Below are 14,672 nucleotides of genomic sequence, written 5' to 3' on the forward strand. Positions count from 1 at the left end.
CACTCACAGCCGCGTCGAGCGGCGCCGACACCGCACGGTCCGTTCTTCCCGACCGTCCAGCGCAAGCCCGCCGCTCCCAACAGCGAACCCGACGGTTGACCGAGTACATCCAAGCCCATACCGGCGAAAACATCGAAGTCGTCCTCACATCACACGTCCAGACTGCGTGCGTTCTCCCGGCTGACGCCGATCGCCTAATCGACGCCGATGCGACCGACTTCGACCAGCAGGCCGCCCAGCAGCTCGTCGATGCCGTCGACGGCGACTACCTCGTTCTCATCTCCACCAATCCGGCGAATCTCGATAACCTCCCGCTCGACGACCAGCTCACGGCCGACCGCGCCCAGCAGTTCGGCCTCTCACTACACGAACTTGGCCACATCCGCTACACGAACATCTCGACGGTCGCCGACCACCTTGACGAGCGCGTCGACGAAGAGTATCAGGAGTTCGTCCACGGCCTCATCAACTACGCCGAGGACGCCGCGATCGAACACCAACTCCGAGCGGCACAAAGTCAGCTCGCCGCCGACCGCCTCGAGCTCGTCAACCGGAGTCTCACTCAGATGGCGAGCGATCTCCCCGACACTGCTACTATCACCTTCACCTACCGGGACGCGATCCAGTCCTACCTCTACGACTACGGCATCTATGACTCTGGGAAGAGTGACGTCCTCATCGACCCAGACGACCCCCGGCTCACCTTCCAGTCCCAGGATGATGCGGCGGCATTCGCGCAGACACAAGACGCGCTCGACGACCTCCTCGCGACCGTCCTCAGTGAACCCGACTCCGTGAAGCGTGGGGATGCCGTGCTCGACTGCTGGGAACAGACTATCAAGCCGCTCCTCAACCAGATGGACGAGGACTACCACCAGAAGGGTCAAGAAGACGAAAACACCGCCGCAACGGGTGGCAGTAGTCCGAACACGCCCTCATCGCCCTCTCAGTCCGACTCGTCGATACCCGACGAGTGCGAACAGGGCGAGTCGATCGAACCGTCCGCTGACCCCGACACGGACGCAGAGGTACCCGATGAGTCACCGGAGGATGGATCCGGTGGGTACGGCGCCGCAGACGCCGACCCGAGTGACGTCTCGGAGTCGCCAACCGGCGACAGTCCGGAGACGTCCGGAGATACTCCTAACGGCGAGCAGGGTGAGTCGCCAGCTGACCGCGACCCCTCGGAGGCATCGGGTGACGACGCTTCCGCGGAGCCGCCGGCGGACTTCGACCCAGAGAACGTCTCTCTCGAGCAGACTCAGGACGGGCACTCCACAGACGTCCTCGCCTACCCGGAAATCGGGACGGCAGACACCGCTGACGAGCTCGCTCCCGACGACGCCGGGGCCTCTGCACACGACGACGGAGCCTCGTCCGAGTCCGATGTGGAGTCCGATGCCGAGCCTAACGCCCAGCCCGAGTCGACGGACGCCTCGCCGGACGAGTCGGGGACGGGTGCTGGCAGTGCAAACTCCGTGGAAGGAGAACGTGACAGTGGTGTTGGAGAGTCCAGCGCCAAAGATCTTGAATCCACGTCCGACGAGATCGGAGGGTCGGCGGCCGAAGAGAGCGGCATTGAGGAGCAGGGAGACGGAGAGCCCACCGAGGGCGCCGCAGACAGTAGCGGAGCGTCCGATGCGTCGAGTGCCCCGTCGAACGGGCAGGCGTCGCTTTCGGACTTCCTCGGCGGTGACAGCGCCGGGCGCGACAGCGGTGAGGCCGCGAGTACCGACGAGGAGGCGACCTCAGACGGCTCAGATACCTCAGATACGTCCGACACGACCGGTGGAGACACGGATGGCGCAGGAGCGCCCGACGATCGCGCTGACGGCGTTCCATCTGAAAATGATGGAGAGGTCGGAGACGCGGCTGGCGGCACAGACGGCGGCGACACGGACGACACGGAGAACGAAAGCATCGGCACGACGGGTGAGGATGAAGCGGATATCGACTCAGACACGCTCGACGACCCCGCCGCTGACGGCACTGTCCAAGACGGCGAGACGGACAACACCGGCAAGCCGGCCGAGGAAGCCGCAGCACCGCTCGCCGAGCCAGTGTACGATGATTCCATCGACGAACGAGCCGACGCACTCAGCGCGGACCACGACGCCGCTCACGAGGAAGCCAACCGCGCCACTCCCGATCAGGACGCGCTCGAACGCGACCTCGAAGAAACCGTAGCCGCCCTCGAAGATCTCGTGAGCGACGGCGACACCGACGAGAGCAGCGAGAGTCCCGACACGTCGACCGCACGGCACCGTGGCAGCACCGGCGCAGGAAAGGGAAGTATCGACTCGCTCTCGGTTCTCCCGCAGATCGGTGAGCAGGCACCTCCCGCGAGGTGGCAAGCTGCGACCGCGGGTGCAGACGCCGTCGGTGGCACTCTCCGGATGGCGCTCCGAGAGAGTCGTCGCGACCAGACCCGAAGCGGTGTCACCAGCGGGAGCTTCGACCGGCGCCGCGCTGGCGCTCTCGCCCGCGGCGACGTCGACGCCTTTAGCGTCCGCCAACAGGGTGACGAGAAACAGTACGACCTCGTCCTCGTCCTCGACCGCTCCAGTTCTATGAGCAATCTCATCGACACCGCCGAAGACGCCGTTGCACGGTTCGCTCTGGCCTGCGAGGACCTCGGCATCAACGTCGCCATTATAGACTTCGTCCATGGGGACGCCCGCCTCATCAAACCATTCAGCGTCGAGACCGAACACGTCCAAGCGAGTCTGCTGAGCGGCAAGACGGGCGGCGGGACGCCTCTCACTGATGCTCTCGGACTCGCCCGCCGCCTCCTCGAGCAGCGCCGCGACTCCCCCCTTGTCCTCATCATCACCGACGGCAAGCCCGGCTCCCCTGGTGACTACCAAGAGGAACTCCAACAGACGTACACGCCTGTATGCGGGCTCACGCTTGCTCTCGATTTACCCCGCGGGCAGGCTCCAGAGCGCGCGAAGGACGTCGAGCAGTTCTACGATCGCCACCTCTACGTCCACGACGCCATCGACCTCGACCGCCGCCTCGACCAGTTCGCCGTGATGTTTGACGGGCTGTGAGCTACCCCTGCTACTTGCTCGCTGACGCTCGCTCTTTGGGGCAGGGACTTCCTGTTTCAAGGACGCGCTTTGCAGGCACAACCGCAGTGTCCGCAGGAAGCGCAGTCTTCACAGGCGTTAATTCGGAGTATTCAACTCCTAGGTTGTCTTCCACGACGCAATCGAGTATGGTCAGGACGACGTGACTGTGAGAGTTGACCGTACAAGAGACGGCTTCTACGTTGAGGACACTGGACCTGGTATTCCTGAAAATGAACGTGACGATGTATTAGATAGCGGTTACACAACGAAACGAGAGGGAACCGGATTTGGACTCGCGATTGTCAAGCGGATCGTTGAGGCCCACGGCTGGGAGATCTATGTGACCGAAGGCAGTGACGGCGGTGCACGGTTCGAAATTATCGGTGTCGCCCAATCCTAAGCGCCACCAACGCCTTCATCGTCATCATCTCGCGAGAGAAGGAAGCCGACCCCACCACCTATTACCGCACCTATCGGTCCGCCAGCAGCGAACCCCATTGCAGCGCCACCACCAGTCCCAATGGCCTGGCGCTGGCCCTGTGTCATTTTTTCGTGCATCCCCAGGCTGACTGTCCCCGTGCCGTCGCACTTCGGACAGTCCCCAAAGCCTGTTTGCGGATCGGTCGTTGCGCCACTCCCGTTACAGGAGGGGCACTTCTTCGTCTCGCCCATGCACCATGATGGCCGTCAGAACGGCAAAGTTGTTCCGGTTACTCAACCCGCTCAAAATACATGTGCCCGTTGTTCTCACGGCCTGGGCCGGTGTAGTAGAGGCCTTCGAGTGTCTCTGTGTCTCCCTCGTCGCGGTACTCGAGAGAGGCGGTGCCGAAGTGCATGTCCAGGCCCTCGACCAGCGTGGAGCCCTCGTTCTCGTACTGGTAACTGATGCTCGGCCACTTTCCCTCCTCGGTCAGCATGGTCGCACCGTTACTGTCCGAGCGCGACTGTGTGGTCCTGAAGTGGACGTTGATCTTACGCCACGTCTGGTCGATGTCGAGCCACGCCTTCAGTTTCTGGCCGTCCTCGCTGGGATTGTCGTCGGAATGGAGCGCCTCATCGTCGATGTCTCCCTCATACGACGTGACGATCCAGCCCTCCCACTCCCCGTTGAGGTTCGGAACACGAGTGATGCCCAGCGCTCGCGCAGGCCAGGTCTTCCAGAACCACCCGACATGGGCTTTCCAGACGACGGCGAAGGCGAGACCCCACGAGACAACGAATCCAGCCGCAAACGGAAGAACAGTCGAAAGCTCCGAGGTCATAACCTCGACGAGGATCGTGAGCCCGTATGCGAGCAGTGCCAGGACGCCGTAGACCTTCGGGCGGAGGTCGTTGTCCGTGGAGTACGTGTGCATGGCTTACCAATTGTCCCAAAGGTTGATCATCGCGTCGACGTACTGGTCCGCGTACCGGGTGTTCCACTCGGCAGGTCCCGAGCCGAATATGTCGGTGATGCCGTTCTGGCAGGTCCAGTCGCTGTAGTCGGTCTCGTTCAGGTAGCGGATAATCTTCAACACCCGATCCTGCTTGTCGTACGTGTAGCGCCCATCCGGGACGTTGTACAGCAGATTCTCGATGAAGTACGACGGGACGTTCTCCTTGTCCAGCGTGTTGTTGTCGACGAGGTAGTTTCGGGCTCGCTTGAAGATCCGGACGGTCTCCTTGAAGCGGTTGTTCGTGCTCGACTGCTTGGTGCTCCCCTTGTCGATGTGCTGCTTGGGGTAGTTGACGATCTTCGTATTGCTGAGGTCGAAGAACGCGATCCCCGAGTGGTAGCCGTTCGGGTAGTGATAGTAGTCCCGGTGGTTCGCGCAGACGAGCACGTCGGCGTTGAAATTGCTCGTGTTGACCTCGATGGCCTTCCCGACCGGGTCGATAGCCGCGGAGCCGAATCGGGACTCCAGCACGTCGACGACATCGGTGCGGAACTCGTTCCAGCTGTAGTCCGGGTCGCCGGAGGTTCGTCGCCATCTGTCTCGCTCGTCTGGACTGAGCGCAGATACATCGGCATAGTACATGTCCGTGAGCTGGACAACGATGTCCACGTCGCTGCTCGCCCGCACGATGGTGTAGTTCGCGTAGGAGCCCTGCAGATACGTGTCAAAATCCGGGTCGGCGAGCGTATCACTCGACTGTAGCTCGTTCTGAATTCGGTTCTGAGTGCGTTTCGCCGATTCGATGGGGCCGTTATCGTATTGGGACCACGATTCGAGCGTCCCTGGGTCGATAGCCATAGGTCGGATATGGGTATCTTCCCCGTGGACGGGCAAAGACTTCCCGGTAACACTTTCACCCCGCTGTGCGAATCATTAAAAGTCGGTAAGCATTACCTACGTGTATGAACGACACGCTTTCTCTCAGAGGCTCCCATGGCCATTGATGAGGACACCCTCGAAAGCTGGACGGACCCGAAACGAGCCGCCCTCCAGTCCGCGCAGGACACCCACACCAAGATCCGGAACGCGCTCAACGACAGCGATACGTTAGACGACATCGACTTCCACGACTTCCTCCAGGGCTCGTATGCGAACAACACGATCATCCGCGACTCAAGCGACGTCGATATCGTCGTTCGGCTCGACGAGTTCGAGTACTTCAATCTCCACGACCTTGACCCGGAAGATCAGGAGGACGTGGACGTCGAGGATTTCGACTACGGCTACGACGAGTTCCGCGACGACGTGCTGAGCGTTCTACAGGATACATATCCCGAGGGGACGTTCGACCCGTCCGGGAATGCGATAGAGGTCTCCGCGCCGGGGCTCCCACTCGACGCCGACGTCGTGGTCTGCGCCCAGTACAAGCACTACTACAACTATCCGCAGGGTTACTACGAGGGGATCGTCTTCTGGCCGACCGACTCGATCTCCTCGGTCGTGAACTACCCGACGCGCCACCGAGACCACGGGTCGGACAAGCAGGACGACACTGACGACCGGTTCAAGGAGACGGTGCGGATGTTCAAGAACGCCCGCAAGGAGATCGTCGCGGACGGCTACATCACTGACGATATCGTTGCGTCCTATTTCATCGAGTGTCTCCTCTACAGAGTGCCACCGGGCCGGTACGTCGACGACCTCCAGGAACGGTATCTCAAGATCGCCTCCTACCTGCAGGAGACCGACTACTCCGACTGGCGGTGCCAGAACGGCGTGACCGATCTCTTCGGCAACGGGTCGACGAAGTGGGACACCTGGCACGCCAAGCTGTTCATCGACGCTCTGGAAACGTACTGGGAGAACGCCGAGTCCAATAGCATGAATGCACGTCTATTCCAGCGATAACGAGTTCCGGTCGACGTTCCTGGCGATCCTGGGCGTGATCGCGTTCGTCATCGTGTTTGTATTGAACGTCTATGTCTTCCCGTGGCTCTACCAGCAGGTTCCGTTCGAGATCCCGCCGCTGATCGTTCCGGGGCTGGCCTTCGGAGTCGTACTTGGGCTGATCCATCGAGTGTTCGACCGGCGGTTATGGAACAAGCCCTGGATGCCCGATCTCATCGTCGCCGTTCCCGATCTGACCGGTCACTGGGAGGGCGAGATCAAATCCAGCTACGATGGCGAGATTCCGGACGACTACCTCGCTGACGGCGGGCACCAGCCGATGTCGGCAACCCTGGATATCGAGCAGACATGGAGCAAGATCATTGTTCACTTCGAAACCGAGCGGTCACCCTCGGTCAGCACGGGTGCCAGTTTCCAGACCGACGGAACGCTACACACAAAACTCGCCTATCTATTCGAAAACGAAGGTGCAGACGTCGATGAGCAGGCGGAAGATGAAGGGCCATACGACGGAACGGCGCGACTCACATACCGGGAGTCAGAGGACCGGTTGGCGGGTTACTATTACACTGGCCCTGCCCGTGCTTCTGAGCAGGGTGGTAGCCAGAAAACGACGTATGGCACGATGGTGTTCACTCGCGAGAGCGACGAACCCCGGAAGTGAAACCGATTATCCGGACTATCGGTCAGCCGCCGACGCGACAGCTCCGTCTTCGATCAGCGTTGCTCGACCGTTACCGACGACTCATCACAACAGAACAGGTGGCTCAGGTCAGGCTAACTGGCGATGCCTTGTGAGGTACTGAGTTTCTTTCCCACAGCTGTCTTAATGACTAGGCCAAGAACCGCCCTATCCTCGTATTTCTCCTCGCCCACACTGAGTCGAACGGTGCGATCGAACTATGTCCACACACCTCCCGACGAAGATCTTCTGCCACTGGTCGACGATGGTCGACACTACGACCAACGTCGCCATCGACTCGAACGACCAGTCCCATCGCGTCGTCATCCGCGAATGGCCCGACCGCCTCCAAACCGACGTCGTCCACGAGCAGCGCGTTGGCGCAGGCGACGACTGGCAGGCCGCGGATCTCGAGGAAGTTCACCCACTCGTCCATCGAGGCGAAACCACGCTCTGTACGTGGACAAAAACGCGCTACGACCGAGGGATCGCGATGGCGAGCCACCGGAACGACACCGAGCATCGCATCGTTATTCGTACTATTGAAGCCGACAACGGCTTCGAGGTTGTTCACGAGCGTCGCGGGTCCAGCGAGGACACCTGGACGGCTGTCGACGACCATCAGATCACAGCCTAGCCACACCCAGACAGATGCCACGAGACAGATTCATCGGCAACAGCCCTGAGGACGCCCTCGAAGCGTTCATCGACGGGTGGTGTCGCGAGCACGAACGAGACAGCTACAGTTACGCGTACAAGCACAAGCGAATCACCGAGGATCCAGAGGACAAGCCGAACGCCGACGCGAAGTTCCGGTTCACGCGAACAGAGACGTTCTACTCACCGAGCTATCGAACGTACGAAGGCTACATCTACGAAACACACGGCGGTCGGTACGCGGTCGAGCATTGGAACAGTCATGTCGATCGTAACACTCCGCCGCCGAAGCCGCCAGGAAAGACGCCGGGCCGCCTCCGAGGGCGGCGACCACGTGACACTCGATACTGATCGAGTACGTCGAAATACCCATTTCTGTTGCGGTCTGACTACAACACAAGACGATAGCCCCCGACCACCACACCAACGCGGACGGGGGCGCTGAACTACGATCCCGACTGGCCCGTTCCCTCGCTACCAGCGGTTTCGAGGACGTCTTCGTCATCGAGCGAGCGACCGCCAAGAAGATCCTCACGGAGAAGTGCCAGCAACTCATCGCCCGCATCCGTGAAGGCGATATCGAGTCCGTCCGCGCCCTCGCCGATGACCTCGATCGCGACGTCTCCGGTGTCAGTCGCGACCTCAATCTTCTCTTTGAGGCCGATATCATCGAGTTCGATACCGACGGCCAACGCAAAATCCCCTACCTCAAGCACGACACTGTCGTCGCCGAACCCATCGCGTAGCGACCTACGGACTCGGGCGAACGCTGTCCGGGAGACTCGGGACACGGTCACGAAGCTCAGTGAGGCAAGTTTCGAGGATTGCCATCGGATTCGAGTCTGTGAAGGATGCAGACTCACGGTGCGGTGCTGGCCACGCTTCGTGGTCAACTTGGAAATGACTTGGGCCGAGCTTCTCGTGGGTTTTGTCTTGATGCCAGCCACATGACCACGGGGTCCCCGGTTCATTATACTGAATGCGGAACTCATCGCGCTTGGAATGGGGGCGCCACTCGAATTCAAGTGTCGCGTCGCCAGCGTCCGTGTTCTGGTCAAAAAAGACCGCGCGATCGAGGGTCGCTACGAGACGGACTGGCCGCATCGGACTTGGTTTGGCTTCTACGGTCGTCACGCCAGCTTCCCGTTGAAGTCGATTTGTGACTCGTTTGTGGACCTCGTATCGGTGGAGATGCGTGTCTCCAGAAATCGGCGGATTTCCCATTTTACTGTCACCGAGTCAGTTGGCGGAGGCAATACGACTCTCACGAGTCGCCTCAATCGTATCATAGAGCTGAATCGCCTGCTTGATGAGCATCGCTTGGTGCTCATAGTAGTCCCAATCCTCCGCGTCGTGGCGCCGCTGCTGGCGTTCGGATGCCGGGATATCATCACCGACGGTCGCCCGAAGTTCGTCAGCGGACTCCACATCGTACTCCTCTTTCCACTCGTCGATATCGTCCCGGATTGCATCTAGTTCAGCCGTGAGTTCGTCTTTTCGATGGTCGTTGACGAGGTCACGGATCTGATCGAAATACTGGGTGACTGGATCTGGATAGTAGCGGGTCTCGCGGCCCCGCTGGATCGTCGCGAGTTTATCCGCTTCGACCAGTTGCGTGAGATACTTTTCAGCCGTGTTTCGGGCAACACCAGCAGCCTCAGCTATCTCTCCCGCATTTTTTGGTTCACGAACCGTCATCGCAACCTCCCGAATCCGGGCGACCTTTGCCGTGTGATCCGTGGTTCCAGAGTCGCTCATACACGTATTCGGATCTCCAGCACCATTACTGTTTTGAATCCTAGTTCAAAATATTGAATTAGTCTTGTTTTTCGCCCGCATACCGACGAACGGGCCTCGCATCCATCGCTGCGACGCCGTTCGAAGAGGAGATTCGCTATGATCGACTTCGAGTCCGCAATCCAGTCCACACTCATCCAGCTCAACAACGAGCATAGCCACACCGAGCTCGACCCCTACACCTTCCACCCGAGTCAGCTCGCGAAGTGCCCCCGCCAATGCTACAACTCAAAACTCGGTCTTCTCGACCATACCGACGCGCTTGGCACCTTCCATACGGGAACCACCATCCACGAGTTTATGGAAAACGAGGTCACCCCGGACCTTGACGTCGAAACCCAGAGCGAAGTCGCAATCGAGATGGAGATGGATGGGCTCACGATTATCGGCCATGCCGACCTGTACGAGCCTGGCACCAACACTGTCTACGACTACAAGTCGCGAGCAAACTGGTATCGGTTCAATCCACCCATCAAGCGCCATCTAGATCAGATCAATCTCTACATGAAGGCGCTTGGTGCGTCTTAGGGCCAGATCGTGTACCTCGCGAAGTCAGATCTCGAAGTTCGGACGTGGCCACCGGAGAGTGCCGGCATTGATGGCTTCGGTCCCGACCCGGGGCGCGTCCAGGACCTTCTCGAGAAAGGCAAGCACATCGCCGCCACAATTATCGACGAAGGCTACCCGACGAGCAAAGAAGATATTCCCTTTGAGAAGTGTGTCTGCTGGCTCTGCGAGAAGGAATCCCTTCGCTTCGATCATCTCCAAATGGATGCTGATTCGACCGAAGCGTGCAACGCACTCGGAGTAGAAGGCGACGATACAACGGACTTCGAATCGGCTGAGGAAGACAACAGTGGGGACGCCACAAGTAGTAGTGGCGTCTCCCAATCTCCTGCTGACGTCTGAACACTATCATCTACCGCCCCCATTCTCATCTGTCTCCGGCCGACCACTTCGATGGATTCTATCGAGGAATCAGATTAGCTCAGTAATCCAAGATCGTTGAGTCGATCTTCGATGTTTACCAGGGCTTTTTCAGCGTCATCGAGTTGTGTTCCACCAGTGATGACGAGTTTCCCACTTCCAAAGAGGAGTGCGACCACGTCCGGGTCATCGAGTCGGTAGACAAGCCCCGGGAACTGTTCAGGTTCGTATTCGACGCTTTCGAGGCCCAGACCGATCGCGATGGCGTTCAAATTGAGGGTGTGGTCGAGATCCCCACTTGAGACAATATTCTGAATTTCAATCTCTGGCGAGGCTACGACATCGACCCCCAACTTGCGGAGTTCGTCGAAAACGTGGTTAAGCGCAGTCGTCACGTCGTCAACGCTGTTTGCTCCCGTACAGACGACTTTTCCCGAGCGGAATATGAGTGCTGCAGCTTTGGGATCGTGCATCCGATAGACGAGTCCCGGGAAGTTATCGGGATCGTAGTCGGTCGCTCCTAAGTCTCCAGAGAGCGTTTCGAGGTCGAGTTCTTGACCGATATCGGATGAGGCAACGACGTTCTCGACTTGAATTGACTCCGCTGTCATACTCATAGAGATATCTACCAGTCACGAGTGTCTTAAAAACAGGTGGGTGAATTCGGGCAATGGGTGTAGTACTTTCCAGCCGAGCTAGAGGTCGCGGGGCTGGACAGTTTTCCGATCGTTTTCCTCGGCACGCCGGGCTGCATCTTCGAGCACTTCAGTTACTTCGTCGTCCAGTGCTTCGTAGAAATCCGCCGAGACGTTGTGGTCATTGAGCGCTTCTTTTACGGCCGATTTGACGATCAGGTCTGTCATACGCAGCGGTATTTCTCACGTCCTCTGTATAAACATACAGGTATCCGATTCGGCGCTTGCAGAGGTTTTACCGCCATCTGCAGGACAACAGACGTATGGGATAGCACTTCGTATCAGGGAGCGGGACGATGCACGACCTGACCGGATTCCAACGGGACCTCCTGTACGTGATTGCTGGCCTTGATGAGCCCCACGGCCTCGCCATCAAGGAGGAACTCGAAGACTACTACGAGAAAGAGATCCATCACGGCCGACTCTACCCGAACCTCGACACGCTTGTTGAGAAGGGACTCGTCGAGAAAGGCGAGAAAGACCGGCGAACGAACGTCTATACGCTCACCCGTCGTGGCCGTCGTGAAATTGAGGCTCGACGCGAGTGGGAGTACCAGTACGTCGAACCCGCAGAGTCCGCTCCTGCATAGATACGCTTAAACAGTTAATCCAACCTATCGAACGAAGTTTACTCCCCTCCACCATTATATCCATTCAGATGCACGACGAGGCGTTCTTCGAACAGCTACGGTCAATTTGTTCAGACGCTGTTGATGCGTACCGGAAGGAGTACCCGGACGCACCACCCCTAACCGATTCACTCCTACAGAGTTCCGATGGTCCTCTCGCAAGCGAGGCTGACCTTCACGAACGCTTCGATGAACTCACGCGATTTTACGACGACCTTCTCGATGTCGATTCCACACCGTACCGCGAGATGTGGCGTGAACATCTTGTGTACGACTGTTCGCGTAGGGAGCGTCTCGCACTTCTCACGAGCGATCTGCCGGCCTCATTAACGCTCGTGTTCATCGGCGGGCGATATTCCGCGCGGACGGGCAGAATCGGCGTGAGCCCAGGGCAGCTCCCCGAGACGACGGCGTACACGTATTTAGCGTCGGAGTTGTGCCACGCGTATCAGCACCAGTTCGACTCACCAACGTGGAAACACCCGTACCTGCAGGAAGGTTTCGAGCAGGCAGTGTCAGTCCGTACGCAAGCACATTTCGCCACTGAGCTACAGTACGACTTCTTGACTCATCTCGCGGAGAGACAGCATACGAAGACACTCTTGGAGGGCGTCCTTGCCCACGGAACGCGTCGAGGCGGGATCACACCGACGGCCGTTCGTGAACTCGGTGTTACCGACGAGGAGCTGGCTGCGCTTCGATCTCACCGTTTGTGGCGGCCTCTCGGATATCTTCGCCCGCGGTACTTGTGGAGTGATGTTGCATTCCTCCCCGAATACGCCCTTTTCGGCTCATTGCTCCTTGTGAGTGAGGCAGCGGACATCTCGGCTCCCTATGCCCGGGCGTTCCACGGCAACCACCCGTGGACATCAGTTATCGACGAAATCACTGCCTCAACACCCGGCTGGCTCTGGCGTCTCTATCATCAATAACAACCATCCTGACGCACGAAGGCGAGTCTTCAGCTAGCTTATCGACCTGTTCAAGGTCCTACTCCTAGGGATCAGCGGCTGTCCTCAATAGGTTTCATTGTGGCGTAATTCCGATGGGGACCATGGCGTGACTGATCGAGAAACCAATTACAGGAGAGCAATTATGCTCGACTCGCTCTGTTACTGTGGATACTGTTATCGGTATGGATTCCACTCGTAGACAGTTTCACCATCATCTGTCTCGGAGGCTTGATAATTGACTGAGTGGTCCCAGCCACCATGTCGCCAGAGTTGATCGAACGTCTTCCGCATCACATCCGGGACATCGACATCTGGATTGTCGATTTGGACGCGATTCAACCGTATCTCGTCCTCGGTGAAAGGTCGCACATTGCTGGGGGGTCGGTTTGATCCACTTGGTCGGGAAAGTGTGTACCCCTCGGCACCCAGTATGCTGACGTACACATAGTAGGGCGGGTAGATGTCTGCTTCGTCAAACGTCCCGAGAGCAGTGTGGACGAAGTTCGCTATGAGTCGATCAATAGATGTCCGGAGTTGGGGGTTGTCGCTGGGATACAGAGCTGTGAAGATACCTTCAGTCCACCCGTCCCGATGGATAGCAGTGTATCTCTCCCTCTCGGTGCCATCATGGAAGCGTCGATTATTTTCGGTGATCTTCACCTTCGGTCGTGTTACAGCGTATGCATCACGTTTTTCGAACTGAGGTGGGTGGGGGAGGTCGCCTGCATACCGGTCGTGATGGTCGTCAACGGCTTCCTGAGGAATGACATGGACGACAACCAAGGCTGGGTCCTCGACAATTGTCCCATCGGGAGCTTGTCGGCGCTTCACACGATCCAGCAAATCCTCATAGAGATCATCTACTTCTGACTCAATGTCTACGAACGGTCGATTGGGGTCGACACGGAGGTGTTCCCGGATCAGATCGTTGTTCTCACGATCGCCCACCAAGCTGTTCCGGATTTTCGAGAAGTCCCAAACCGTCGTGGGAATTCCCCATTCCTCGTGGAGCTCCTCTTCAACCCGATCCCGTTTGGTCGTACTGGGGTCTTGTGTTGTGGCGAAAATGTAGAAGTCAAAGTCACGATCGAAGTTCTCAACAGCTGTTTCGATGTCGTCGTGGGCTTTCCCGACCCAATTGTCTTTCTGCACGGAGCAATGAAGGATCCCGTCTCGGTCACCATCCACGAGGAAGGCGTCGCGACCGCCATCGGGACCGCTTGTCCCCGTTGGATCCACTGTGTATCCTTCCCGCTCCAATAAATCGTGCATCAACCGTTCAAACCGGTCACTGCCTACTGTTTGGAGAGCGACCTCAATTCGGCTGTTCGACATAGTTGTGTATACTCTTTGTTTTAGTTAGTTGTATTGACTTCTTTGAGGATATCGACTTGAACGCTGCTTTCGAGCTGAAGACGCCGTTATATCCTATTTGTGGGCCTATTGCACACACGGTATTCTCCTGCTGTAGCAACTCTTCTCGTTCAGTCATACGAGGATGCTAACTCGGGATTCACCTATTTGTTCCATCGGTGGAAAATCCCAACCAATTGGAATTTCCAACCCGACTATTATTCATACACTCCATTCTTCCCTCCTCAGATACATCAGATATCGCAGTCACCACAGAGCCGTCACGTTGGGAACCTCAGCAATCTCAGATATGGCAGATATATCAGCAAGGGAAGTCGGCCACCATTGAGCTATCTATCTCATTCCCAGATACCTCAGATACATCAGTCATCTCAGTTTCACTACTTACGGACCAGCTATCAGTTATCTCAGATACCGTAGTGAGATGCCGTGTTTACGGGAATAGTGTTAGATGCGTCAGATATCTCAGATACACCAGATAGGTTCCTCCCAAGAACTTCTCAACCTGTCTCATCCCTCGATCAATCTTCTCAGATACGTCAGATACAGCAGGTACGTCTGACAAACAATTATATCAGACGCCTCAGATACATAGGTCAT

At 57.9% G+C, this 14,672-nt stretch carries 18 protein-coding genes; 11 read left to right on the top strand and 7 right to left on the bottom strand.

Annotation, left to right across the window (positions count from 1 at the left end):
- Window positions 1-95: 95 nt before the first annotated feature.
- Complete coding sequence (locus NL112_RS21785) at window positions 96-3,053, top strand: VWA domain-containing protein (RefSeq protein ID WP_254841500.1); 2,958 nt, start codon at window positions 96-98, stop codon at window positions 3,051-3,053.
- A gap of 160 nt (window positions 3,054-3,213) precedes the next feature.
- Window positions 3,214-3,474 carry an ATP-binding protein gene (locus tag NL112_RS21795; protein WP_255152965.1) on the top strand — a complete coding sequence of 87 codons (261 nt, stop codon included), beginning with the start codon at window positions 3,214-3,216 and terminating at the stop codon, window positions 3,472-3,474.
- Here NL112_RS21795 and NL112_RS21800 read toward each other — a convergent pair.
- The 3 genes from NL112_RS21800 to NL112_RS21810 are packed head-to-tail and all read right to left on the bottom strand — an operon-like array spanning window position 3,471 to window position 5,308.
- Window positions 3,471-3,746, bottom strand: a complete 276-nt coding sequence (locus NL112_RS21800; RefSeq protein WP_255152959.1) for a hypothetical protein — start codon at window positions 3,744-3,746, stop codon at window positions 3,471-3,473. The genes NL112_RS21795 and NL112_RS21800 overlap by 4 nt on opposite strands.
- A 38-nt stretch (window positions 3,747-3,784) precedes the next feature.
- On the bottom strand, window positions 3,785-4,429 hold the full coding sequence (locus NL112_RS21805; protein ID WP_254841502.1) for a Cap15 family cyclic dinucleotide receptor domain-containing protein: 645 nt from the start codon (window positions 4,427-4,429) through the stop codon (window positions 3,785-3,787).
- 3 nt (window positions 4,430-4,432) lie between these two features.
- Window positions 4,433-5,308: a nucleotidyltransferase domain-containing protein gene (locus NL112_RS21810; protein WP_254841503.1), complete on the bottom strand. Its 876-nt coding sequence runs from the start codon at window positions 5,306-5,308 to the stop codon at window positions 4,433-4,435.
- A gap of 135 nt (window positions 5,309-5,443) precedes the next feature.
- Here NL112_RS21810 and NL112_RS21815 point away from each other — a divergent pair, with 135 nt between their 5' ends.
- The 5 genes from NL112_RS21815 to NL112_RS23070 all read left to right on the top strand — a co-directional run bounded on the left by NL112_RS21815 (window position 5,444) and on the right by NL112_RS23070 (window position 8,443).
- Complete coding sequence (locus NL112_RS21815) at window positions 5,444-6,358, top strand: nucleotidyltransferase domain-containing protein (protein ID WP_254841504.1); 915 nt, start codon at window positions 5,444-5,446, stop codon at window positions 6,356-6,358.
- Entirely contained in the window at window positions 6,336-7,022 is a 687-nt protein-coding gene (locus NL112_RS21820; RefSeq protein ID WP_123623044.1) for a Cap15 family cyclic dinucleotide receptor domain-containing protein, read from the top strand. The genes NL112_RS21815 and NL112_RS21820 overlap by 23 nt, the downstream gene beginning before the upstream one ends.
- 238 nt (window positions 7,023-7,260) lie before the next feature.
- The gene (locus NL112_RS21825) at window positions 7,261-7,677 is read left to right on the top strand and encodes a hypothetical protein (protein WP_123623046.1); all 417 of its coding nucleotides are present in this window, start codon (window positions 7,261-7,263) and stop codon (window positions 7,675-7,677) included.
- A gap of 14 nt (window positions 7,678-7,691) precedes the next feature.
- Window positions 7,692-8,048, top strand: coding sequence for a hypothetical protein (locus NL112_RS21830; RefSeq protein WP_254841506.1), 357 nt, complete (start codon window positions 7,692-7,694; stop codon window positions 8,046-8,048).
- A gap of 227 nt (window positions 8,049-8,275) precedes the next feature.
- The gene (locus NL112_RS23070; RefSeq protein ID WP_491543656.1) at window positions 8,276-8,443 is read left to right on the top strand and encodes an HVO_A0114 family putative DNA-binding protein; all 168 of its coding nucleotides are present in this window, start codon (window positions 8,276-8,278) and stop codon (window positions 8,441-8,443) included.
- Window positions 8,444-8,936: 493 nt separating this feature from the next.
- Here NL112_RS23070 and NL112_RS21840 read toward each other — a convergent pair whose 3' ends face one another.
- The gene (locus NL112_RS21840; RefSeq protein WP_123538938.1) at window positions 8,937-9,455 is read right to left on the bottom strand and encodes an ArsR/SmtB family transcription factor; all 519 of its coding nucleotides are present in this window, start codon (window positions 9,453-9,455) and stop codon (window positions 8,937-8,939) included.
- A 138-nt stretch (window positions 9,456-9,593) separates the two neighbouring features.
- Here NL112_RS21840 and NL112_RS21845 point away from each other — a divergent pair, with 138 nt between their 5' ends.
- Window positions 9,594-10,022 carry a PD-(D/E)XK nuclease family protein gene (locus tag NL112_RS21845; RefSeq protein ID WP_254841508.1) on the top strand — a complete coding sequence of 143 codons (429 nt, stop codon included), beginning with the start codon at window positions 9,594-9,596 and terminating at the stop codon, window positions 10,020-10,022.
- 9 nt (window positions 10,023-10,031) lie between these two features.
- Window positions 10,032-10,403, top strand: a complete 372-nt coding sequence (locus NL112_RS21850) for a hypothetical protein (RefSeq protein ID WP_254841509.1) — start codon at window positions 10,032-10,034, stop codon at window positions 10,401-10,403.
- 74 nt (window positions 10,404-10,477) lie between these two features.
- On the opposite strand, the gene NL112_RS21855 is transcribed toward NL112_RS21850, so the two are convergent.
- Complete coding sequence (locus NL112_RS21855; RefSeq protein ID WP_254841510.1) at window positions 10,478-11,038, bottom strand: TATA-box-binding protein; 561 nt, start codon at window positions 11,036-11,038, stop codon at window positions 10,478-10,480.
- Between the two features lie 78 nt (window positions 11,039-11,116).
- On the bottom strand, window positions 11,117-11,284 hold the full coding sequence (locus NL112_RS21860) for a DUF1931 domain-containing protein (RefSeq protein ID WP_123538936.1): 168 nt from the start codon (window positions 11,282-11,284) through the stop codon (window positions 11,117-11,119).
- Between the two features lie 128 nt (window positions 11,285-11,412).
- On the opposite strand from NL112_RS21860, the gene NL112_RS21865 reads away from it, so the two are divergent.
- Both NL112_RS21865 and NL112_RS21870 read left to right on the top strand, forming a co-directional pair.
- A complete protein-coding gene (locus NL112_RS21865; RefSeq protein WP_089768627.1) occupies window positions 11,413-11,706 on the top strand; it encodes a PadR family transcriptional regulator in 294 nt (97 codons plus the stop codon).
- A gap of 68 nt (window positions 11,707-11,774) precedes the next feature.
- Window positions 11,775-12,677 (top strand): hypothetical protein, encoded by a 903-nt coding sequence (locus NL112_RS21870; RefSeq protein ID WP_254841511.1) that lies wholly within the window; start codon window positions 11,775-11,777, stop codon window positions 12,675-12,677.
- A gap of 195 nt (window positions 12,678-12,872) precedes the next feature.
- Here NL112_RS21870 and NL112_RS21875 read toward each other — a convergent pair whose 3' ends face one another.
- On the bottom strand, window positions 12,873-14,033 hold the full coding sequence (locus tag NL112_RS21875; RefSeq protein WP_089768631.1) for a restriction endonuclease: 1,161 nt from the start codon (window positions 14,031-14,033) through the stop codon (window positions 12,873-12,875).
- Between the last annotated feature and the right edge of the window lie 639 nt (window positions 14,034-14,672).

It is taken from the genome of Halorarius halobius (genome assembly GCF_024298865.1).
Taxonomy (GTDB): domain Archaea; phylum Halobacteriota; class Halobacteria; order Halobacteriales; family Haloarculaceae; genus Halorarius; species Halorarius halobius.

Coding starts and splice junctions, on each gene's coding strand:
- NL112_RS21800 (WP_255152959.1), bottom strand. CDS start 3,746: ATGGGCGAGACGAAGAAGTGCCCCTCCTGTAACGGGAGTGGCGCAACG.
- NL112_RS21805 (WP_254841502.1), bottom strand. CDS start 4,429: ATGCACACGTACTCCACGGACAACGACCTCCGCCCGAAGGTCTACGGC.
- NL112_RS21810 (WP_254841503.1), bottom strand. CDS start 5,308: ATGGCTATCGACCCAGGGACGCTCGAATCGTGGTCCCAATACGATAAC.
- NL112_RS21815 (WP_254841504.1), top strand. CDS start 5,444: ATGGCCATTGATGAGGACACCCTCGAAAGCTGGACGGACCCGAAACGA.
- NL112_RS21820 (WP_123623044.1), top strand. CDS start 6,336: ATGCACGTCTATTCCAGCGATAACGAGTTCCGGTCGACGTTCCTGGCG.
- NL112_RS21825 (WP_123623046.1), top strand. CDS start 7,261: ATGTCCACACACCTCCCGACGAAGATCTTCTGCCACTGGTCGACGATG.
- NL112_RS21830 (WP_254841506.1), top strand. CDS start 7,692: ATGCCACGAGACAGATTCATCGGCAACAGCCCTGAGGACGCCCTCGAA.
- NL112_RS21840 (WP_123538938.1), bottom strand. CDS start 9,455: ATGAGCGACTCTGGAACCACGGATCACACGGCAAAGGTCGCCCGGATT.
- NL112_RS21845 (WP_254841508.1), top strand. CDS start 9,594: ATGATCGACTTCGAGTCCGCAATCCAGTCCACACTCATCCAGCTCAAC.
- NL112_RS21855 (WP_254841510.1), bottom strand. CDS start 11,038: ATGAGTATGACAGCGGAGTCAATTCAAGTCGAGAACGTCGTTGCCTCA.
- NL112_RS21860 (WP_123538936.1), bottom strand. CDS start 11,284: ATGACAGACCTGATCGTCAAATCGGCCGTAAAAGAAGCGCTCAATGAC.
- NL112_RS21865 (WP_089768627.1), top strand. CDS start 11,413: ATGCACGACCTGACCGGATTCCAACGGGACCTCCTGTACGTGATTGCT.
- NL112_RS21870 (WP_254841511.1), top strand. CDS start 11,775: ATGCACGACGAGGCGTTCTTCGAACAGCTACGGTCAATTTGTTCAGAC.
- NL112_RS21875 (WP_089768631.1), bottom strand. CDS start 14,033: ATGTCGAACAGCCGAATTGAGGTCGCTCTCCAAACAGTAGGCAGTGAC.